Source organism: Pelagibius sp. (genome assembly GCF_028281305.1).
Lineage (GTDB): Bacteria > Pseudomonadota > Alphaproteobacteria > Kiloniellales > Kiloniellaceae > Pelagibius.
In genome coordinates this window covers 1-19,623 of sequence record NZ_JANQKD010000045.1, presented here as the reverse complement: position 1 = coordinate 19,623, position 19,623 = coordinate 1, and the positions used below count along the sequence as shown (strand labels likewise).

Genomic DNA, 19,623 nt, shown 5'->3' with positions numbered 1-19,623 from the left:
ACGGGGAGCTCTAACGGGGAGCTCTAGGTGTCGCGGGCCCGCGCGCCGAAGACCACCAACAACAGCAGAAACAGCGCCGTCAGCGCGAGCGAGAAACGCAGCCCCGCCGCCTCCGCAAGAAAGCCCACCCAGGCCGGGCCCAGCAGCGAGCCGCTGTAGCCGGCGGTCGCCACAGCGGCGATGCCGCTGCCGTGGCCGATGTCCCGGTGGCTGCCGCCGAGGGAGAAAAGGATGGGCACGATGTTGGCGACGCCGAAGCCGATCAGCGCATAGCCGGCGAGTGCAAGAGGAACCGCGCTTGCCGCAAGGGCAAGGGCGTAGCCCAGGACCGCGGCGACCGCGCTGACCCTTAGCACCCGCACCCGTCCATACCGGGCGACGACCCGGTCGCCCAGAAGACGGGCCGCCGCCATGGCCGCGGAAAACACGCCGAAGCCGAGCGCGGCGGTACTGGCACCGGTGTTCAGGACCTCACGCAGATAGACCGCCGACCAGTCGAACATCGCGCCCTCGCAGACAAAGGCGATAAAGGCGAAGGCGGCCACCAGCCAAAGGGGCCGCGGCGGCAGTGCGATGAGGCGCGCCTCGCTTTCCGCACCCCGGGCATCGCCGAGCAACGGCCGCAAGGCAATCAGCGCCGCGGGCAGGAGCATCATGGCCGCGCCGGGGAGGAGATGCTGCAGGCCGCCGCCGAGGGCATAGACGCTGGCAGCCGCACCGGCACCGGCCATGCCCCCGATGCTGAAGAAGGCGTGCAGCGAGGACAGGATCGGCCGCTCAAGCGCGCGCTCGACCGAGACCCCCTGCGCATTCATGCTGACGTCCATCAGGCCGTTGGCGAAGCCGATGACGACAGCGACAAGGAGAAGCTCGGAGAGCGATCCGGCAAGCAGCACCAGAGGCAGGGAGAGGCAGAACCCCAGGGCGCTGAAGCCGACGACCAGGCGGCTGCCGAAGCGGTCGATCTTCGGGCCGCCGAAAAGCATGGCCAGAATCGAGCCGAGGGCAAAACACAACAGCGCCATTCCCAGGTCGCCGTCATCGAGAGCAAGCCTTTGCTTGATCTGCGGAATCGCCGAAGCCCAGCAGCCGATCAGGGTGCCGTTGATGAAGAACACCGCGGTGATCGACCGGCGGGCGTGGAGAACGGCTTGCGAGGCTTGAAGAATGTGGACGCCTCCTGCAAAGCGACGTCGGCGCCCGGGCGGTCGTGGTGAAGGCTTCTGTCTGTCAGCCCGCCGCTGAATGCTGCGCGGCCCGTCGTCCGGACTGCCGCAGTTGCTTTTCCATTTCGGCAGCGGGGATGAAAAGGCCGCCGCCGGTTTTCCAGTGGCGGTGCCGCAGCACCCGGTAGCCTTGGGACTCGTAGAACGGCAGGCCGACGAGGCTGGCGCCTATCGAGACCCGGTGATGGCCCATCGCTTTGATCGCCGCCTCGGCACGCTGGAGCAGCAAGCGGCCGATGCCCAGGCGCGCCCAATCGGGATCGACGTAGAGCCCCCGAACCTCATGGTCTTTGCGCGAGCAGAAGGCGACGACGCCCGCTTTGCGGTTCACGGCGACTTCGAAGATCTCCTCCTCCTCGATCATCGCGGCCCCGTAGCGCTCGGCGGTGTTGCCGCTGGCCCAGCTCTCCAGCTGCGCATCGCTGTAGATGCGGCGCCCAAGGGTCAGGATGGCGCGCTGATGCACCCGCAGCAGGGCATCCCCGTCGTTCGGGGTGCCGCGCCGCAGTCGGTAGCCAGGAAAGAATCGCTTAGCGCCGCGCATGGCCGCAAGGCTAGGAAAGCCTTGCATGCCTTGCAAGGAGGATTTGGCCGTTCAGCCGTCCCCGGTTTCCGTCCGGTAGCGCGCCAGGGTTTCCTCATTAGGCGGATAGAGGCCGGGCAGTTTCGCGCCATGGCCGACCTCGCGCATGATCCAGGCCTCCAGACGTTCCTGCTCCAGGCCCAGATCGGCGACCTCCCGGATCAGGGCTTGGGGAACGACCACGGCGCCGTCGCGATCCGCCACGATCAGGTCGTTCGGGAAGACCGCCACGCCGCCACAGGCAATGGGATCCTGCCAGCCGACGAAGGTCAGCCCGGTGACCGACGACGGCGCTGCGATACCGTCGCACCAGACCGGCAGACCGCTGGCCTCGACACCCTCCAGATCCCGCAGCACGCCGTCGGTGACCAGCGCCTCGACCCCGCGTTTGTGCATCCTTGCGCAGAGAATGTCGCCGAAGATCCCGGCGTCCTGGACGCCCATGGCGTCGACCACGGTGATCACGCCTTCCGGCATTTCTTCGATGGCGGCGCGCGTCGAGGTGGGGGAGGACCAGGAGGCCGGTGTCGCCAGATCCTCCCGGGCTGGAACGAACCGCAGCGTGAACGCCGGGCCGACGCGGCGTCTGCGCGCATCAACCAGCGGCTTTGCGCCGCGCAGCCAGACGTTGCGCAGCCCCTTTTTCAGAAGGATCGTCGTGATCGTGGCCGTCGAAATCTGGGTGTAGACGTCGTGCAGGGCCGGGTCGAGCGCAGTCAAAGAGTCCCCCATGGTCCGGTTTGTGGCGGGCTCAGTAACCCCAGGTCCTAGTACCCCAGGGCGCAGCCGTCCTTGCGCGGATCGGAGCCGCCGGCCAGCGTTCCGGCCTCCCAGTCGATCTGAATCGCCTGGCTGCCGCCGATCGGTTTCGGCGGCTCGCAGAAACGATGGCCCATGTCTTCGAGCGTCGAGAGTATCTCCTGCGGCACGCCGCTTTCCGCCTCGACCTCGGTGGCGCCTTCGCCGGGTTGGGCGAAGATGCGCGGCATGTCCATGGACTGCTGCACGTCCAGTCCGAAGTCCAGTAGATTGGTGAGCAGGCGGGCGTGGCCGGCCGCCTGATAGTGGCCGCCCATGACGCCGAAGGGCATGACCGCGCGCCCGTCCTTCACCATCATGCCGGGGATGATGGTGTGCATGGGCCGTTTGCGCGGCGCGATGCAGTTGGGATGCGCGGGATCGACGGAGAAGGCGCCGCCACGGTTCTGCAGCACCACCCCGCTCTTGGGGCCGGTGATGCCGCTGCCGAAGGAGTTGAAGGTTGAGTTGATGAAGCTGACGGCGTTGCGGTCCTTGTCGACGACGCTCAGGTACACCGTGTCAGCGTGGGCCGCGACCGGCGCCGGGGCGGGGGCGGCGCTCGCCCGCCTGGGGTCGATACGCCCGCGCAGCTCCGCTGCATAGTCTTCGGAGAGCAGGTGCTCTACGGGGACTTCGGCCTGCGCAGGGTCGGCAAGATGGGCATCGCGTTCCTGGTAAGCCAGGCGCATGGCCTCGATCTCCAGATGCAGGCGTTCCGCCGTGAACTCCCCCAAGCTGGCGAGATCGTAGCCCGCGAGAATGTTGAGGATCAGAAGTGCGATGACGCCCTGGCCATTGGGCGGGCACTGGACGATGTCGAAACCCCGGTAGCTCGATTTGATCGGCTCGACATATTCGCCCTCGGCCTCTGCGAAGTCCGCCGGGCTGTGCAGGCCGCCCAGCGCGCGCAGATGGTCCACGAGGTCTTCAGCGATCGCGCCCTTGTAGAAGGCATCGCGGCCTTCCCTGGCGATCAGCTCCATGCTGGCGGCGAGCGCCGGCTGACGGTGGATGGTGCCGAGGCCGGGGGGCTTGCCGCCGGGAAGGAAGATCCCTGCAGTCGCCGGATCGTGCGAAAGGGTCTCGACCTCGCTGTCCCAATCGGTGGCGACACGCTCTGTAATGGCATAGCCGTCGCGTGCGAAACGGATCGCTGGCTGCAGCATGTCGCCCAGGCTGCGGGTGCCGTGGTCGCGCAGCAGCCGGTCCCAGGCGTCGATGGACCCGGGAACGGTCACCGAGTGGGGACTGTAGCGCTCGAGGGTGTCGATGCCCTGCTCGCCATACCAGGCCGCCGTCGCTGCGGCCGGCGCGCGGCCGGAGCCGTTGAAGGCGACGACCTCACCGCTGCCGCGCGGCGCATAGAGGACAAAGCAGTCGCCGCCTATGCCGGTCGATTCCGGTTCCACCACACCCTGGACCGCGCAAGCCGCAACGGCGGCATCCATGGCGTTGCCGCCGTCCTGCAGCACGTTGATCGCGGTCAGCGTCGCCAGGCTGTGGGAGGTTGCCGCCATGCCGTTCAGCGAGCGGGCGACCGAGCGGCCGGCGAGTTCCAGATTGCGCATAGGTACATCATCCTCCCGGGGACATGGCCCGACAAGAACCATGCTCTCGCCGCAGGGCGGCCGCAACAGCGGCTGCCAAGTGCCGGCAGGTGGAATGGTCAGCAGGCCAATTGATCGTTTGGTTTCCTATCATGTAGCCCGACCGCCCCGGCTTGGGAAGCTTTCTATACCGGGAGCGCGAAGCCTCTCGGACCTGGACTCCATATCGTTGCTGCGGCCTTGACCTTCCAGTCACTGGAAGCCCCAGAACCTAGCGCATGGAACAGGACTCTGGAGCACGGGCGACGGCGGCTTCAGCCGAATTGGGCCGTCATGACGGTGCGGCCCCAACCCCGACCCCAAACCCGGCCCCAAACCCGGCCCCAAACCCGGCCCCGACCCCGACTTCAAGGAGCGGCTGCCCAGCCTCTTCGGTCGGCGGCGCCGGTGGTCATGATGCTGGGGATCATAACACCGTGCAGCAGCCCGAGACGGCTGTCGATCCGGTCTGCGGCATGGCCGTCGCCAGGACGGAGGACGCTCTGTGCCACGAGCACGGCGGTGAGATCCATTACTTCTGCAGTGCCCATTGCCTGGAGAAGTTCCGGCACGATCCGGACGCCGTGCTGGAGGGGAGGGGTGGGCCACAAGCGCCGGCCGATCCGGATGCGCTCTACACCTGTCCGATGCACCCGGAGGTCGAGCAGCAGGGGCCGGGGACCTGCCCCCTCTGCGGCATGGCCCTGGAGCCCGTGGAGATCACGCTGGACGACGGTCCCAACCCCGAGCTCGAGGACATGGCGCAGCGCTTTCGGATCTCGGCGGTTCTGACGCTGCCGCTTGTCGTGCTGGTGATGGGCGAGCACCTTGCCGGTCTGCGGCTGCTCACGCCGGCGTGGTCAGCCTGGCTTCAGCTTGGGCTGGCGGCGCCGGTGGTGCTCTGGGGCGGATGGCCGTTTTTCGAACGCGGCTGGGCGTCTGTCCGGACCCGTCATCTGAACATGTTCACGCTGATCGCCATGGGCACGGGGGCCGCTTTTCTCTTCAGCCTGGCGGCCACGGTGATGCCCGGGGTGTTTCCAGACTCTTTCCGCAGTGCGGCTGGAGAGTTGCCTGTCTACTACGAGGCCGCGGCTGTCATCGTTACTTTGGTGCTGCTGGGCCAGGTGCTGGAACTGCGGGCGCGCGAGCGCACCGGTGGTGCGCTGCGGGCCCTGTTGGATCTTACGCCCAAGACCGCCCGCCTGTTGGAGGATGACGGAAGCTATCGCGAAGCGCCCGTGGAGGCCCTGCAGCCCGGCGACCGTGTCCTGTTGCGGCCCGGCGAGAAAGTTCCGGCCGACGGCAGGGTTGTCGAGGGGAAAAGCAGCGTCGATGAATCCATGCTGACCGGCGAAGCCGTGCCGCAGGCAAAGCGGCCCGGCGATCGTGTTGTCGGCGGCACGGTGAACGCCAGCGGCAGCCTCGTCTTCCGCGTCGAGAAGGTGGGGCGCGACACCGTTCTCTCTCAGATCGTCCAGCTCGTCGGCAATGCGCAGCGCAGCCGTGCGCCGGTGCAACGCCTGGCGGACAAGGCGGCTGCAGTGCTGGTTCCGATTGTGGTGCTGATTGCGGTGGTCAGCTTCGCTGCCTGGGCGCTTCTGGGGCCGCCGCCGGCCATTGCCTACGCGCTTATCGCTGCCGTCTGCGTTCTGATCATTGCCTGTCCCTGCGCGCTGGGCCTGGCCACGCCGATGTCCATCATGGTGGCTGTCGGCCGCGGCGCGGGCCTGGGGATCCTGGTGAAGGAAGCCGAGGCGCTGGAGCGTCTGTCAGCGGCAGATACCTTGCTCATCGACAAGACCGGCACCTTGACGGAAGGGCAGCCGTCGGTCGTAACCATCGCGCCGGCGGAGGGCGTCACCGAAACCCATCTGCTCCAAGTGGCGGCCAGCCTTGAGCAGCGCAGCGAGCATCCCCTGGCAGAGGCAATCGTTTCCGCAGCGCAGCGCCGCGGCGTGCCCCTTAAATCCGTGTCGGGGTTCGATGCCGTTGTTGGAAAAGGGGTTCAGGCGTGCCTGGACGATGTCCTTCTGCGGGCGGGGTCCGTAGCATGGTTCAGCCATCTGGGCTTCTCAACGGACCCACTGGTCGCCGTCATCGACGCCATGGAGCGCAAGGGTCAAACGGTGATCGCTGTTGCCGAAGACAACCGTCTGCTGGGCGTGATGGCCATTGCCGATGCCCTCAAGCCGACAACGCCGCAGGCGATTGCCGATCTGCGCGCCGACGGCCTGGAAATCGTCCTGGTGAGCGGGGACACCCAAGCGGTCGCAGAAGCGATTGCCGGAGAGCTGGGCGTCACGCGTGTTGTCGCGGGCGCTTTGCCGGCTGACAAGGCAGCATTGGTTCGACAACTCCAGGAGGAGGGGCGTGTCGTCGCCATGGCCGGCGACGGCATCAACGACGGCCCGGCCCTGGCCCAGGCCGATATCGGCATTGCCATGGGCAGTGGCACCGATGTTGCCATCGAGGCGGCCGGCATCACCTTGCTGAAAGGCGATCTGGGCCGCCTCTTTACGGCACGGCGTCTCAGCCGGGCGACGTTGGGGAACATCCGCCAGAACCTTTTCTTTGCGTTTCTTTACAACGGTTTGGGCGTCCCGCTTGCTGCCGGCGTCTTGTTTCCGCTGACCGGCTGGTTGTTGAGCCCGATGTTTGCCGCGGCTGCGATGTCACTCTCTTCGGTCTCCGTTATCGGCAACGCCCTGCGTTTGAGCCGCCAAAGGCTTTAGCCCTTCTCCTTTTTCGGGTGAACCGCCCGCGAAACTTGGACTATAGTGGGCTGGAAGGCGCCGCTGCGCGCCTGCGCCGGAAACAGGGCGGGGCTGGTTGAGATGCATGGTCTCAAGAACTACAACCTCGTTGTCGAGCCTTGGCCCGGAAACCCCGGACCGCTCAGGCCGGTGGGCAGACCCGGATACCGCTGGCGTGTCACCTGGGAGTTGAACGGCGAGTTCTACGCCGAGGGCTTCGAAGACACCCATTCCACAGCCCGTGCCGCGGCGGAAGCCTATCTCACCCAGCAAGGCATAAAGGTAATGTCAGCCTACCGTCCGGCGCTGCGCGCCATCGCGGAGAAAGCCAGGGCTGAAAAGTCCGCCGAGTGACTTTCGAAGAAGCGCTCACCGCTGGTCCAGGCGCTGGTTGGCTGCCCCTCCTTTCAGCAAAGCGCCTTGCCGCCAGCCGCTTGAGTTGACCGCCGTAAGCTGCCGTAAGCTGTTGTCGCTCTTTGCACTTTGCCCTAGGCTAACGCCCGAAGGCGCGGAAACTCGTGCCGGGAGCCGCGCGGCGATGCTTCGCGCAAGAGAAATAAAACGGGAGGAACCCATGCGTTCATTGAAAATCGCCGCCCTGGCGGCGGCTACCTCGGTGTTTGCCGTCTCTTCGGCTTTCAGCGCAGAGCACACGCTGCGCATTCAGACCCACTACGCACCTGAGCAGACATCGGGCAAACTGGCCCAGCAGTTTGTCGATGATGTTGAGGCCATGTCCGGTGGCCGCATCGATATCGAGCTGTTTTTCTCATCGTCCGTTGTGAAGTCGGTTGAAACCTTCGATGCGGCTGCCAGCGGCATCCTCGATGGCGACATGACCGGCGGCGCCTATCAGACCGGCAAGAACCCCGCGTTCCAGTTCGTCGGCGATATCATGGGCGGCTACGACACACCCTGGCAGCAGTATGCCTGGCTCTATCACGGCGGCGGCTACGAAGCGGCCAACGAGTTGTACAACGAATACAACATGCAGCTTATCGGCTGGTGGGTTTACGGACAGGAATCGATGACGTCCTCCCGTCCGATTGCCGGTCCGGCCGATCTGCAGGACTGGAAGTTCCGGTCACCGCCGGGGCTGGAAACCGAGATCTTCGCCGAACTCGGGGCCAAGCCGGTGGTGATGGACTTTACAGAAGTCTTTACCGCGCTTGAGACGGGGATCATCGACGGCGCCGACTACTCCGGACTTGCAAACAACAAGTCAATTGGCCTCTTCGATCTGGTGAAGCATGCGACCTATCCGGGCTTCCACTCCATGCCATCGGACCATCTGGCGATCCGAAAGGATGCTTGGGAGGCGCTTCCCGAAGATCTGCAGCGGATCATCGAAGTCGCTATGCAGAAGCTGGCCTTCCAGACAGCACTGACCTTTGAGGTCGAAAACAACAAGGCGGCTGCGGCGCTGCGCGATCAGGGCGTGACCCTTTACGACTGGTCGCCCGAGGACCGCGCGGCTTTCCGCGGTGCTGCCCAGCGTGCTTGGCAGGGCTGGGCTGACAAAACGCCGGAAGCGCGCGCCCTGGTCGACAGCCACACCGCCTTCCTGAAGACCCTGGGCCTGGTGCAGTAAGCGCCGGAGCATCAGTCCATAATCGGGCCCCTGGCTGCAGAGTGCGGCAGGGGCCCGAACTTTCTTGGGTCCTTACCGCAGGCCGTCGGTTGAGACGCAGAGTAACGCGGAGAAGGGAGCGGGGTGATGGTTGAGCATGAGGTCGAAAACTGGATGGACCGCATCACCATCGCGATCAGCCGTGTGACGATGTTCGTGGTCGCCTTTATCGTTGCCATCATGTTCTACGAAGTCGTGATGCGGTACGTCTTCGAGCAGCCAACCCTCTGGGTCAACGAGATGTCGCTTTGGTTTGCCGGCGGCGTTTATCTGCTCGCCGGTCTCTATGTGATGCAGCAGCGCGGCCACATCCGGATCTTCATCCTTTACGACATGGTGCCGCGGAACTGGCAGCGGCTGTTCGACACCATCTCCGTTGCCCTGATCTGCATCTTCGCATTCGCTGTCGTGTGGGGCGGCTTCAACGAGGCCTGGGCCAAGATGCTGCGTTGGGAGACCTTCGGCACCGCCTGGGATCCGCCGATTCCGGCGACGATGAAACCCTTGGTCCTTGTTGCAGTGGTGCTGATCGCGATCCAGTCGGTGACCAACCTGATCGCCGACTGGAACAAGAAGAAAGAGGTTCACGACCTCGCCGAAGAAGTGAAAGAAGAGCACATCGACTGACCCGGGCGCCAACCGGGCAATAAGGGGAGCGGCCGGGGCAATGGCCGCGCCTGGGAGCATCACGGTCTTTGGGGGGCCAGGTGAATGGATATCGGAACGATCTCGCTGATCCTGCTTATTGGATTGTTCGTTCTGCTGGCGATCGGCATGCCGCTGGGTTTCGCGTCCGGCTTTCTGGCGGTTGCCGTCTTGCTGATGAAGTTCGGGCCGGACCTGCTGTTCCGATCCTTCGGGACCGGCCCGCTGAACATTCTGGCCCAGCGCATGTACGGCCTGATGACGGACTATGTCCTGATATCCGTGCCGCTGTTCATCTTTATGGCCTGTCTGATGGAACGATCGGGCATCGCCAAGGCGATGTTCGACAGCCTCAACGTCTGGCTGAGCCGTACCCGCGGCGGCATTGCCATCGTCACCGCCATCATGGCCATCATCATGGCTGCCATGTCCGGCATCATCGGCGGCGAGGTCGTGCTGCTGGGCCTCATCGCGCTGCCGAACATGCTGCGCCTTGGCTACAACCAGGACCTCGCCATCGGCACGATCTGCGCCTCCGGCAGCCTGGGCACCATGATCCCGCCCTCCATCGTGCTGATCATCTACGGCCTGGTGACCGAGACCTCGATCCATGCCCTCTTCAAGGCAGCCTTCGTGCCGGGCTTTATCCTTGGTGGCTGTTACATTCTCTACATCATCTACCGCACCCGCAGGTATCCGGAGCAGGCGCCGCTGCCGGAAGGCGGCGATGAAATCACCATGGCCGACAAGCTGCGTGCCTTGCCCGGCCTCATTGCGCCCCTGCTTATCGTTTTGGTGGTGCTGGGCTCGATTTATGGCGGAATCACCGCCATCACCGAAGCGGCCGGCATGGGGGTGGTCGCGGTGCTCATTCTCATCACGCTGCGCGGCGAGCTGTCCTGGGCGCTCTTCAAAGAAGCGCTGATGCGGACCTGGAAGTCGACCGGTACCATCCTTTGGATCACCTTTGGGGCGACGGCCCTGGCCGGGGCCTACACAATCGCCGGCGGGCCCACCTATGTCGCCAATCTGATCATCGGCACGGAGTTTCCGACGTTCGGCATCCTGCTGCTGATGATGCTGATTTTCCTGATTCTGGGTGCGGTGATGGACTGGGTGGGCATTGTGCTCCTTGTCATGCCGGTCTTCCTGCCCATCGTTTTGAAGCTCCCTGTGGAGGAACTCGGGCTGACCGGGGCGCTGGTGGCGGCACCCAGCTTCGTTGCCGTCTGGTTCGGTATCCTGTTCTGCGTCAACATGCAGGTGAGCTTCCTCAGCCCGCCCTTCGGCCCTGCGGCCTTCTACCTGAAGTCGGTGGCCCCGTCCCATATCACCCTGCCGGAGATCTTCCGCGGCTTCCTGCCTTTCATCGTCCTGCAGCTTTTCGTGCTGGCGCTGGTCCTGCTGTTCCCGGAGATCACCATGATCTTCCGCAGTTGAGGCGCGGAGGGGGTAGAGCGCCGCGGCGGTTCGCCCCGATCCCTGCGATTGCAGTATGATGCCGGGGCGACTCCGGTCTTCCATCCTGCCGCCCGCAACCCTGAGAGCCCCTTTCATGGACGTGACAAGCCTGGCCATTCCTGCGGTGCGCCTGATCAAGGCGGTGAAGCATGGCGATCACCGGGGGTTCTTCTCGGAGACCTACAGCAAGCGTGATCTGGCGGCAGCGGGGATCGAGGCCGACTTCGTGCAGGACAACCAGTCGCTGTCGGCGGCCGTCGGGACGGTGCGCGGCCTCCATTTCCAGGTTCCGCCGTGCGCCCAGGCGAAGCTGCTCAGGGTCGTGCGCGGCGCCGTCTTTGATGTCGCGGTCGACCTGCGCCGGGGATCGCCGAGCTACGGCCGCCACGTGGCGGTTACGGTTTCGGCCGCCGACTGGAACCAGATCTTCATCCCTGTCGGCTTTGCCCACGGGTTCTGTACCGTGGAACCCGACACCGAAGTGATCTACAAGGTGAGCGATTACTACGCGCCCGAGGCCGAACGCGGCCTCCTCTGGAACGATCCTGAATTGGGGATCGACTGGCCGGTTGCAGCGGCGGAGGCGGTGCTCTCGCCCCGCGACGGCCAGTGGCCGCCGCTAAGGGAATTGTCAGGGTTTTTCGATTATGGATGAGCGACTTAGACCGTTTCGTGAACATGCTCCGGCAGCCTGCCGCGGTGCCGGATCTGTTTTAGGGGTCGCTTCATGAAGGTTCTTGTGACCGGCGGGGCCGGCTTTATCGGCTCGGCGGTGATTCGCGAACTGCTGTCGGGCAAGACCGCGCAGGTGGTCAACCTCGACAAGCTGACCTATGCGGCAACGCCGGAGGCCATCGAGCACTGGGCGGAGGATGCCGGCTACGCCTTCGAACAGATCGACATCTGTGACGGCCCGGCCCTGCGGGCGGCCTTCGCTCAGCACCGCCCAGATGCTGTGATGCATCTGGCGGCGGAGTCCCATGTCGACCGCTCCATCGATGACGCCGGCGATTTCATCCAGACCAACGTGGTCGGCACCTACCGCCTTCTGGAAACCGCGACAGCCTATTGGCGCGAACTGGAGGGGGCGGCCGCCGCGCGCTTCCGCTTCCATCACATTTCCACCGACGAGGTCTATGGTGCCTTGGGGAAGGAAGGACATTTCACCGAGGAGACGCCCTACCAGCCGAATTCCCCTTATTCGGCCAGCAAGGCGGCTTCGGACCATCTGGTGCGCGCCTGGAACCGGACCTACGGCCTCCCCGCCGTGACCAGCAACTGCTCGAACAACTACGGGCCCTACCAGTTTCCCGAGAAGCTGATCCCGCTGATGATCATCAACGCGCTGCAGGAGAAGCCGCTGCCGGTCTACGGCAAGGGGGAGAACGTGCGCGACTGGCTGCATGTGGAAGATCACGCGCGCGCTCTGGTGACGATCCTGACCTCGGGCCGCATCGGCGAGACCTACAACGTCGGCGGCGACAGCGAGGAGCGCAACATCGACGTGGTGGGCAGGATCTGCGATCTGGTGGACGCGGCGCGCCCGCGCAGCGCCGGCACATCGCGCCGTGACCTGATCACCTTCGTTGCCGACCGGCCGGGCCACGACCTGCGCTATGCGGTCGATTCCTCAAAGCTCCGTGCCGCCCTGGGCTGGAAGCCGCAAGAGACCTTCGAAAGCGGTCTGCGGTCCACCGTGTCCTGGTATCTGGAGCACGAAGCCTGGTGGCAGGGTATTCTGAAGCGCCGCTATCAGGGCGAACGCCTGGGGCTCTCGAAACCGAAGAAGGCCGGGTAGATGGCGGATGCGCCGGGCCCGGGAAGGGTTCTGCTGCTGGGAGCCGGGGGCCAGCTTGGCTTCGAGGTCGAGCGCCTGGGCCGTTCGCGAAACCTGGATTTGACTGTGATGGGGCGCCAGGAACTGGACATCACCCACCGCCTTGCTTTGCGTTCGGTGATCAGCCGCGGCTTCGACCTGGTCGTCAACGCCGCTGCCTACACCGCTGTCGACCGGGCGGAGACCGAGGAAGGCCGCGCGCTGGCCGTCAACCGCGACGGGGCGCAGTTCGTCGCTGAGGCCTGTCAGGACGCCGGGGCGGCGCTGATCCATATCTCGACCGACTACGTTTTCGACGGCCGGAAGGGCAGTCCCTATGACGAGGATGACCCTCTTTCCCCGATCAACGTTTACGGCCGCAGCAAGGCCGCCGGCGAAGCCGCCGTCCGGCAGGCCTGTGCGCAGCACGTAATCCTGCGGACGTCCTGGGTGTTCGGCGCTCACGGCCAGAACTTCGTGAAGACCATGCTGCGCCTCGGGCAGGAGCGCGACGAGGTCCGCGTGGTCGCCGATCAGTTCGGCTGCCCGACGCCTGCGCAGGGTCTGGCTGCCGCGATCCTGGCAGCGGCAGGCAAGTTCGCGGAAAAGCCGTGGGGGACCTATCACTGCTGCGGCGGGGAGCGGACGACCTGGTTCGACTTCGCCAAGACGGTTTTTGCCGAGCAGGCCGTGCTGACCGGCGCCGCCGCGCCCGCGCTGGTGCCGATCGCTACGGAGGACTACCCCACCCCGGCGCGGCGTCCGATCGATACGACCCTGAACTGCAGCGCCTTTCAGGAGCGCTTTCGTCAGACGGCCCTGGACTGGCGGCAGGGGCTGCGCGATGTGCTGCGCGAGCTGCAGGCGGGCGACCGGCTGAGCTCGGCCGGCGGGGCCTAATGGGGGAAGAGGGGAACTACGGACGATGAAGGGGATCATTCTCGCAGGCGGCGCCGGCACGCGCCTCCACCCCGTCACCCTGGCAGTCAGCAAGCAGCTCTTGCCGGTCTACGACAAGCCGATGATCTACTATCCGCTGTCGGTGCTCATGATGGCCGGCATCCGGGACGTCCTGATCATCACCACTCCCCACGATGCGCCGCTGTTCCAGGCGCTCCTGGGCGACGGCGCACGCTGGGGAATCTCCATAAGCTACACCGTTCAGCCCAGGCCGGAAGGGCTCGCCCAGGCCTTTCTCCTCGGCCGCGACTTCATCGCGGGCCAGAAGTCGAGCCTGATTCTGGGCGACAACATCTTCTACGGCCAGGGCCTGCAGGAGGTGTTGATGCGCGCCGCCGGCCTGCGCGAAGGCGCTACGGTTTTCGGCTATCAGGTTTCCGATCCGGAGCGCTACGGCGTTGTCGAGTTCGACGCCGGGGGCCGGGCGGTCAGCCTGGAGGAGAAACCCGCTCAGCCGAAGTCCCGCTTCGCCGTGACGGGCCTCTACTTCTACGATGAGCAGGTCTGCGATCTGGCGGAGGGCCTCGAACCCTCGGCGCGCGGCGAATTGGAAATCACCGACCTGAACCGGCGCTATCTGGAGGCCGGCAGTCTGAATGTCGAGCGCTTCGGCCGCGGCTATGCCTGGCTGGACACCGGAACCCACGACAGCCTGATCGAAGCCGCGCAATTCGTACAGACCATCGAAAAGCGTCAGGGCCTCAAGATCGCCTGCGTCGAAGAAATCGCTTACCGCAAGGGCTTTATCACGGCCGAGGATCTCTGCCGCCTTGCAGAGCCGCTGCGCAAGAACGACTACGGCGACTACCTGCTGCGCATTGCCCAGGGTCCCGTCTAGGGCCTGACCGTCAAGAGAGCCGGCGAAGCTACTCCAGGTCCTTGATTCGCCCTGTTTCTGCAGGAATCCCAGGCACCAGGACGATACGGTACCATTCCAGGTCTTTGCGGGCTGCCAGCTCGGCGTCTGAAAGCGTCTGCTGCTCACCCAGGCTCAGCAGGTCCGTGCCGATGTTCTGGCCGGCGACGAAGACCGCATAGTCGCCGGGACCAACCTCTGCGGAGATCACCGGTTCCGTATCGACCACGGACATGATGTGAACCCAGCCACTTGCTGAATGAAACGGCAGGCAAAGGACCCTCTCCCAGTCGCCCAGGTCCGGGCCCGTTTCCGCGGTCACCAACTCCACCCAGTGGTCGTTGAGGTCCGCTTCGGTCCCCACCATGCGGAACGACTCCCCGCCGGCAAAGCCCTGATCCATGGCGTCGTCGTCCCAGTTGTCATCGTCGGTGATCGATTTCGCCGGGTCGTCGCAGATGGCGATCTGATAGTTGCTCGCGAAGACGCGCCCGGCGCCGAGTTCCTTTTCCGCCATTCCGGTTTCCCTTATCTCGTGCTGCTGTTTCCGTGGCTTGCCAGTATCGATCCCAAGATAGGCTTGACGCCCATGTGGTGCGAGGACCGGCCTGCCTAAAGCCACTTCTGGTGTCCTGTGGGTCGGTCGTTTCCGGCCATCGGTTCTCCATTTGAGGATCCGTCCGACGAGGCAATTGAGTTTTTTGCGGGATCGGGGCAGGCTCTATCGTCAGGAACTACGGCAATGCCACGCGTCACCTTTACCGCCAACCTGCAGCGCCATCTCGACTGCCCGTCGCTCGAGGTCGGGCCGGGTAATGTGGATCAGGTGTTGGCAGCGGTCTTCGCGCAGCGTCCCGTGCTGCGCTCTTACATTGTCGATGACCAAGGGCGGCTGCGCCGTCATGTGAATGTTTTCATCAATTCGACGATGATCGCAGACCGCAACGGCCTAAGCGACGCCGTGGGCGAGTCCGACGAGGTTTTTGTCTTTCAGGCACTTTCCGGGGGGTAGGCAAGGTGGGCGGATTCACGCTGGTGGCGACCCGCAAGGGGCTCTTTGACGTCGGTTTCGACGGCGACCCACAGCCGCGCTGTATCGGCTTTCTGGGCGATCCGGTCTCTTCCGTGCTGCAGAACGAGCACGACGGTGCGATCTACGCAGCGCTCAACCTCGGTCACTTCGGGGCCAAGCTGCACCGCTCAGACGATTTCGGCGCGACCTGGCAGGAACTCCCGGTTCCCGCCTATCCGCCCGCAGAGGGGGAAGACGCGCCGAGCCTCAAGTTCATCTGGACCCTGGCCCGCGGCGGCCCGGAGCAGCCGAAGCGTCTTTGGGCCGGCACGCTGCCGGGCGGTCTCTTCCGCTCCGACGATCGCGGCGAGTCCTGGGCGCTTGTGGAGTCGCTCTGGAACCAGCCCTCGCGCAGCGAATGGTTCGGCGGTGGCTACGACGAGCCCGGGATCCATAGCATTATCGTCGACGACCGAGACAGGATCCTTGTCGGGATCTCCTGCGGCGGCGTCTGGATCAGCGAGGACGACGGTGCGAACTGGGTCCTGGGCGGGAAGGGTCTGGCCGCCGACTACATGCCGCCGGACCGCAAAGACGACCCGCGCATTCAGGATCCTCACTGCCTGGCCGTCTGCCGGGATGCGCCGGATGTTGTCTGGTGCCAGCATCACTGCGGTATCTTCCGTTCGGAGGACGGCGGCCGCTCTTTCGTTCAAATCAAGGATGTGGCTCCCTCAGCCTTCGGATTTGCCGTGGCGGCCCACCCCAGCGACCCCAAGACCGCCTGGTTCGTGCCGGCGGTGAAGGACGAGTGCCGGGTGCCGGTCGACGGGCGCTTTGTCGTCACCCGCACCGGGGACGGCGGCGCCAGCTTCGAGAGCTTCTCGCGGGGGCTGCCGCAGGAGCGCGCCTACGACCTCGTTTATCGCCATGCTCTTGCCGTCGGTGGCGATGGCCGCAGCTTGGTCATGGGTTCGACCACGGGGGCGCTCTGGTTCAGTGGCGATGCCGGCGAGTCCTGGTCGCTGTTGTCAGCCCATTTGCCGCCGATTGCCCAGGTCTGCTTCGCCGACCGGCCTTGATCGCTGCGGCGAATCGCGCTTGGTTGTCGCAAGCCGTCCATGGACAGGGGGTGCAGGGCCGTGAGCCAAGACTCCAAGCCGCTCTACTACGCGGATTATCTGCAACTCGACCGGCTGCTGTCGGCGCAGCAGCCTGAGAGCGAGCGGCGTGGCCGGCCGGCCCACGACGAGATGCTGTTCATCATCGTCCACCAGGCCTACGAACTCTGGTTCAAGCAGATCCTCCATGAGATGGCGCTGGTCGACCGGATTTTCGCCAGCGACAGGGTGGCCGACCGCGACATCGGCGCGGCGGTCGCCGCCCTGCAGCGTATCCAGCGCATCCTGAAGCTGGTGACCGAGCAGCTCGATGTGCTGGAGACCATGACACCGCTGGACTTTCTCGAGTTTCGCGACCTTCTGTTCCCGTCCTCCGGTTTTCAGTCGCTGCAGTTCCGGCTCATCGAGATTGGCCTGGGCTTGCGGCGCGGCCAGCGGGTGAGCCCGGACGAGCGGCCTTACGACAGCCGTCTGAACGACGCCGACCGCCTGCGGGTACAGGAAGCGGAAGCGGTTCCGAGCCTGAGCGACCGGGTGGAGGCCTGGCTCGGCCGCACCCCCTTTGTCGAACTTGGCGGCTATCGCTTTCAGGAAAGTTACCGCGCCGCGGTGGCGCGGATGCTGGCCCAGGACAGCGCCACGCTGCGCGACAACACGGCGATCGGCGTGAAGGAGCGCGATGCCGGCCTTGCCGCCCTGGAGGCGGCGCAGGAGCGTTTCGAGGCGATCTACGACGAGGCGCGCCACGCCGACCTGGCTGCCCAGGGGGTGTGGCGCTATTCCTGGCGGGCGCTGCAGGCGGCCCTTTTCATCACCCTCTATCGCGATGAACCGGCCCTGCAACTGCCTTTCCGCTTGCTCAGCCTGCTGATGGACATCGACGAGACCATGACCGCCTGGCGCTACCGCCATGCCCTGATGGCGCAGCGCATGATCGGCATGAAACTCGGCACCGGCGGGTCTTCGGGCCATGACTACCTGAGCGAAGCGGCGCGCCGCTATCGGGTCTTTGGCGACCTTTTTGCGCTCTCCACCTTTCTGATCCCCCGCTCGGCTCTGCCGCCGCTGCCCGAAGACGTGCGCCGCGCCATGGGCTACGGCTACAGCGCCGGTGAAAGCTGAATGCGGCCCCTAAGCGATCCAAGCGTGAGCTATAAGGAACACTTCAGCCGCTTCTTCGCTGCGGCCCCCGGGCGCCTGCACTTCGCGGCCCACAGCCACCATCTCTGGCCCGACGTGACCTTCGATGCGCAGGTGGCCTGCTGGCAGGATGCGGCGCGGCTCGCCGACCGGAAGTGGGACACGGTTTTCGGCGAGGTTCTGCCGGAGACGCAGCGGCGCATCGCCACTCTGCTTGGGCTCTCGGATCCGGCAAGCCTTGCCTTCGCGCCCAACACCCATGACTTTCTGCGCCGGCTGCTGTCCTGCCTGCCGGCTGGTCGCGCCGCGCGAATTCTTTGCAGCGACGGGGAGTTCCACAGCTTCTCCCGGCAGGTGGCCCGCCTCGAAGAAGACGGCCTGCTGGCGGTGACCCGCGTGCCGGTGGAGCCTTTCGCCGACTTCGCCGAACGCTTTGTCGAGGCCGCGGCCCGGGGAACGCCCGGAGGCGGCTTTGACATGATCTATGTAAGCCAGGTGTTCTTCAGTTCCGGCTTCGCGATTGACCCTCTGGACGGCTTCGTGGACCGCCTTGCGGTCGAGGATGTCCTTCTCGTCATCGACGGCTACCACGGCTTTCTCGCGCGGCCGACCGATCTCTCGGCTATCGAGGGCCGGGCCTTTTACCTGTCCGGCGGCTACAAGTACGCCATGGCGGGGGAGGGCGTCTGTTTTCTCCACGCGCCACCGGGCGTGGCGCTGCGGCCGCGCGACACCGGCTGGTACGCCGCCTTTGGCGCTCTCGAGCGGGCGGGCGGGGAGGAAGTCGCCTATGCCGCCGATGCGCGCCGCTTTCTCGGTGCGACCTTCGATCCCGTCGGCCTCTACCGCCAGCGCGCGGTCCTCGACTGGCTTTCGGAACTGGGCCTGACCGCCGCCGGCATTCACGACCACGTCCTTGGTCTTCAGCGGCTCTTCCTCGAGGCCTTGGAGCGAAAGGCACCGCCCTGTTTGCCTCTGCGCGCGCTGCTGCTAGATCCGCGGCTTGCGCCCTGCGGCAACTTCCTGACCTTCGATCTTGGCGAGGCCGCAGCCGGCGCGCTGCAAGGCCGCCTCCTGGATGCGGATATCATCACCGACTATCGGGGCGCACGGCTGCGCTTCGGCTTCGGTCTTTACCAGGATGCGGAGGACGTCGAGCGGCTGGTCAACCGCCTTGCCGACTTCTAGCTCGCTTCCTCGATCGGCTCCGAACCGTCCAGTGGAACGATGCAGGTGATGCGTTTGGCGCGCTGTTCTGCGAGGGCGCGGTCGGGGAAGGTCTCGCGGTACACGGTGATGCCGATCAGCCCTTCGGCATTGCCCTCGCCATCCATCAGCGGCAGCAACAGGCGCTCGCCGTAGCCCGGTTGCCGCCATTCGTGATAGAGGCGGCCGATCACCATGGATATGGCCGGCGTTTCGATGCAGGCCTGGAAGTAGTGCCGCACACGGGGCAGAGCCTCCTCAGCGACGGTCTCCTCCAGGGTGCGCCCGACAAGCGAGCGGTCGTAGCGTGCCCGGATGTGCTCGCCCTCCAGACGATACCGCAGCTGGCCCGTCTCAGCCTCGAACTCCATGAGCCAGAGGTCCGGTAGGAGCGCCGGAAACTGCTCCGGCTTCAGATCTTCCCGGCGCGGTGGACGCTCCATTGTGCCCAGCGCTATCCAGGCGTCGAGCAGCGTTATCGCCTCCGCGCTGGCCAAGTAGTTCTTCGCCTTCTGGGCGGATTTTCGCCAGCTCGGAAAGATCAGCATAGAGAGGAACGCTTGGTCGTGGATGATGCCCGGCGGATGCTTGGGTGCCCGAATCGGATCGCGCAGAGTCTATACCACGAAAACATAAGCTCACATCCAGACGCTGCGGTCTTCCGCCGCCCGGTCGCGCAACGCAAAAGGGGCGTGGAACCAGTGCTCCACGCCCCTTTCGTCGCGTTGGCTCCGCGGACTGGACTCGAACCAGTGACCCGGTGGTTAACAGCCACCTGCTCTACCAACTGAGCTACCGCGGATCAGGATTTCCACCGCACCCGG

Annotated in this window: 19 protein-coding genes and 1 tRNA gene; 13 read left to right on the top strand and 7 right to left on the bottom strand. The window is 65.3% G+C overall.

Features of this window, described 5'->3' with window-relative positions; all coding sequences use genetic code 11:
* Nucleotides 1-23: 23 nt before the first annotated feature.
* The 4 genes from Q0982_RS11040 to ggt form a co-directional block, all read right to left on the bottom strand.
* Nucleotides 24-1,118, bottom strand: coding sequence for an MFS transporter (locus Q0982_RS11040; protein WP_299395358.1), 1,095 nt, complete (start codon nt 1,116-1,118; stop codon nt 24-26).
* A gap of 112 nt (nt 1,119-1,230) precedes the next feature.
* Entirely contained in the window at nt 1,231-1,797 is a 567-nt protein-coding gene (locus tag Q0982_RS11035) for a GNAT family N-acetyltransferase (protein ID WP_299395355.1), read from the bottom strand.
* Between the two features lie 24 nt (nt 1,798-1,821).
* Nucleotides 1,822-2,529 (bottom strand): ribonuclease activity regulator RraA, encoded by a 708-nt coding sequence (locus tag Q0982_RS11030; RefSeq protein WP_322097006.1) that lies wholly within the window; start codon nt 2,527-2,529, stop codon nt 1,822-1,824.
* Nucleotides 2,530-2,576: 47 nt separating this feature from the next.
* Nucleotides 2,577-4,178: a gamma-glutamyltransferase gene (ggt, locus tag Q0982_RS11025; protein WP_299395350.1), complete on the bottom strand. Its 1,602-nt coding sequence runs from the start codon at nt 4,176-4,178 to the stop codon at nt 2,577-2,579.
* A gap of 455 nt (nt 4,179-4,633) precedes the next feature.
* Here ggt and Q0982_RS11020 point away from each other — a divergent pair, with 455 nt between their 5' ends.
* The 9 genes from Q0982_RS11020 to rfbA all read left to right on the top strand — a co-directional run bounded on the left by Q0982_RS11020 (nt 4,634) and on the right by rfbA (nt 14,302).
* Nucleotides 4,634-6,931, top strand: coding sequence for a heavy metal translocating P-type ATPase (locus Q0982_RS11020; RefSeq protein WP_299395348.1), 2,298 nt, complete (start codon nt 4,634-4,636; stop codon nt 6,929-6,931).
* 102 nt (nt 6,932-7,033) lie between these two features.
* Nucleotides 7,034-7,306, top strand: a complete 273-nt coding sequence (locus tag Q0982_RS11015) for a hypothetical protein (RefSeq protein WP_299395345.1) — start codon at nt 7,034-7,036, stop codon at nt 7,304-7,306.
* Between the two features lie 220 nt (nt 7,307-7,526).
* Nucleotides 7,527-8,543 carry a TRAP transporter substrate-binding protein gene (locus Q0982_RS11010; protein ID WP_299395343.1) on the top strand — a complete coding sequence of 339 codons (1,017 nt, stop codon included), beginning with the start codon at nt 7,527-7,529 and terminating at the stop codon, nt 8,541-8,543.
* A gap of 126 nt (nt 8,544-8,669) precedes the next feature.
* A complete protein-coding gene (locus Q0982_RS11005) occupies nt 8,670-9,209 on the top strand; it encodes a TRAP transporter small permease subunit (RefSeq protein WP_299395340.1) in 540 nt (179 codons plus the stop codon).
* 84 nt (nt 9,210-9,293) lie between these two features.
* Complete coding sequence (locus tag Q0982_RS11000; protein WP_299395338.1) at nt 9,294-10,667, top strand: TRAP transporter large permease subunit; 1,374 nt, start codon at nt 9,294-9,296, stop codon at nt 10,665-10,667.
* A gap of 115 nt (nt 10,668-10,782) precedes the next feature.
* Entirely contained in the window at nt 10,783-11,343 is a 561-nt protein-coding gene (gene rfbC / locus Q0982_RS10995) for a dTDP-4-dehydrorhamnose 3,5-epimerase (RefSeq protein ID WP_299395335.1), read from the top strand.
* Between the two features lie 72 nt (nt 11,344-11,415).
* Nucleotides 11,416-12,486, top strand: coding sequence for a dTDP-glucose 4,6-dehydratase (gene rfbB / locus Q0982_RS10990; RefSeq protein ID WP_299395333.1), 1,071 nt, complete (start codon nt 11,416-11,418; stop codon nt 12,484-12,486).
* Nucleotides 12,487-13,404 (top strand): dTDP-4-dehydrorhamnose reductase, encoded by a 918-nt coding sequence (rfbD, locus tag Q0982_RS10985; RefSeq protein WP_299395330.1) that lies wholly within the window; start codon nt 12,487-12,489, stop codon nt 13,402-13,404.
* A gap of 25 nt (nt 13,405-13,429) precedes the next feature.
* Nucleotides 13,430-14,302 (top strand): glucose-1-phosphate thymidylyltransferase RfbA, encoded by an 873-nt coding sequence (gene rfbA / locus Q0982_RS10980; RefSeq protein ID WP_299395329.1) that lies wholly within the window; start codon nt 13,430-13,432, stop codon nt 14,300-14,302.
* Between the two features lie 28 nt (nt 14,303-14,330).
* Here rfbA and Q0982_RS10975 read toward each other — a convergent pair whose 3' ends face one another.
* Nucleotides 14,331-14,837 carry a hypothetical protein gene (locus Q0982_RS10975; RefSeq protein ID WP_299395326.1) on the bottom strand — a complete coding sequence of 169 codons (507 nt, stop codon included), beginning with the start codon at nt 14,835-14,837 and terminating at the stop codon, nt 14,331-14,333.
* Nucleotides 14,838-15,062: 225 nt separating this feature from the next.
* On the opposite strand from Q0982_RS10975, the gene Q0982_RS10970 reads away from it, so the two are divergent.
* Genes Q0982_RS10970 through Q0982_RS10955 form a run of 4 tightly spaced genes read left to right on the top strand, consistent with a single transcriptional unit; the run spans nt 15,063 to nt 18,781 of the window.
* Nucleotides 15,063-15,332 carry a MoaD/ThiS family protein gene (locus Q0982_RS10970; protein WP_299395325.1) on the top strand — a complete coding sequence of 90 codons (270 nt, stop codon included), beginning with the start codon at nt 15,063-15,065 and terminating at the stop codon, nt 15,330-15,332.
* A gap of 5 nt (nt 15,333-15,337) precedes the next feature.
* Entirely contained in the window at nt 15,338-16,414 is a 1,077-nt protein-coding gene (locus Q0982_RS10965) for a hypothetical protein (protein WP_299395322.1), read from the top strand.
* A 60-nt stretch (nt 16,415-16,474) separates the two neighbouring features.
* Nucleotides 16,475-17,575, top strand: a complete 1,101-nt coding sequence (locus Q0982_RS10960; protein ID WP_299395321.1) for a tryptophan 2,3-dioxygenase family protein — start codon at nt 16,475-16,477, stop codon at nt 17,573-17,575.
* Between the two features lie 24 nt (nt 17,576-17,599).
* On the top strand, nt 17,600-18,781 hold the full coding sequence (locus tag Q0982_RS10955; protein WP_299395318.1) for an aminotransferase class V-fold PLP-dependent enzyme: 1,182 nt from the start codon (nt 17,600-17,602) through the stop codon (nt 18,779-18,781).
* Here the strand turns inward: Q0982_RS10955 and Q0982_RS10950 are convergent.
* Nucleotides 18,778-19,347 carry a PAS domain-containing protein gene (locus Q0982_RS10950; protein WP_299395317.1) on the bottom strand — a complete coding sequence of 190 codons (570 nt, stop codon included), beginning with the start codon at nt 19,345-19,347 and terminating at the stop codon, nt 18,778-18,780. The genes Q0982_RS10955 and Q0982_RS10950 overlap by 4 nt on opposite strands.
* Before the next feature lie 178 nt (nt 19,348-19,525).
* Nucleotides 19,526-19,601 (bottom strand) — tRNA-Asn (locus tag Q0982_RS10945).
* Between the last annotated feature and the right edge of the window lie 22 nt (nt 19,602-19,623).

What these genes read in the sequence shown, in the direction of transcription:
- Q0982_RS10950 (WP_299395317.1), bottom strand. Translation starts at nt 19,347, where the DNA reads ATGCTGATCTTTCCGAGCTGGCGAAAATCCGCCCAGAAGGCGAAGAAC.
- rfbC (WP_299395335.1), top strand. Translation starts at nt 10,783, where the DNA reads ATGGACGTGACAAGCCTGGCCATTCCTGCGGTGCGCCTGATCAAGGCG.
- Q0982_RS11005 (WP_299395340.1), top strand. Translation starts at nt 8,670, where the DNA reads ATGGTTGAGCATGAGGTCGAAAACTGGATGGACCGCATCACCATCGCG.
- Q0982_RS11010 (WP_299395343.1), top strand. Translation starts at nt 7,527, where the DNA reads ATGCGTTCATTGAAAATCGCCGCCCTGGCGGCGGCTACCTCGGTGTTT.
- Q0982_RS10970 (WP_299395325.1), top strand. Translation starts at nt 15,063, where the DNA reads ATGCCACGCGTCACCTTTACCGCCAACCTGCAGCGCCATCTCGACTGC.
- rfbB (WP_299395333.1), top strand. Translation starts at nt 11,416, where the DNA reads ATGAAGGTTCTTGTGACCGGCGGGGCCGGCTTTATCGGCTCGGCGGTG.
- Q0982_RS11015 (WP_299395345.1), top strand. Translation starts at nt 7,034, where the DNA reads ATGCATGGTCTCAAGAACTACAACCTCGTTGTCGAGCCTTGGCCCGGA.
- rfbD (WP_299395330.1), top strand. Translation starts at nt 12,487, where the DNA reads ATGGCGGATGCGCCGGGCCCGGGAAGGGTTCTGCTGCTGGGAGCCGGG.
- ggt (WP_299395350.1), bottom strand. Translation starts at nt 4,178, where the DNA reads ATGCGCAATCTGGAACTCGCCGGCCGCTCGGTCGCCCGCTCGCTGAAC.
- Q0982_RS11035 (WP_299395355.1), bottom strand. Translation starts at nt 1,797, where the DNA reads ATGCAAGGCTTTCCTAGCCTTGCGGCCATGCGCGGCGCTAAGCGATTC.
- Q0982_RS10975 (WP_299395326.1), bottom strand. Translation starts at nt 14,837, where the DNA reads ATGGCGGAAAAGGAACTCGGCGCCGGGCGCGTCTTCGCGAGCAACTAT.
- Q0982_RS11000 (WP_299395338.1), top strand. Translation starts at nt 9,294, where the DNA reads ATGGATATCGGAACGATCTCGCTGATCCTGCTTATTGGATTGTTCGTT.
- rfbA (WP_299395329.1), top strand. Translation starts at nt 13,430, where the DNA reads ATGAAGGGGATCATTCTCGCAGGCGGCGCCGGCACGCGCCTCCACCCC.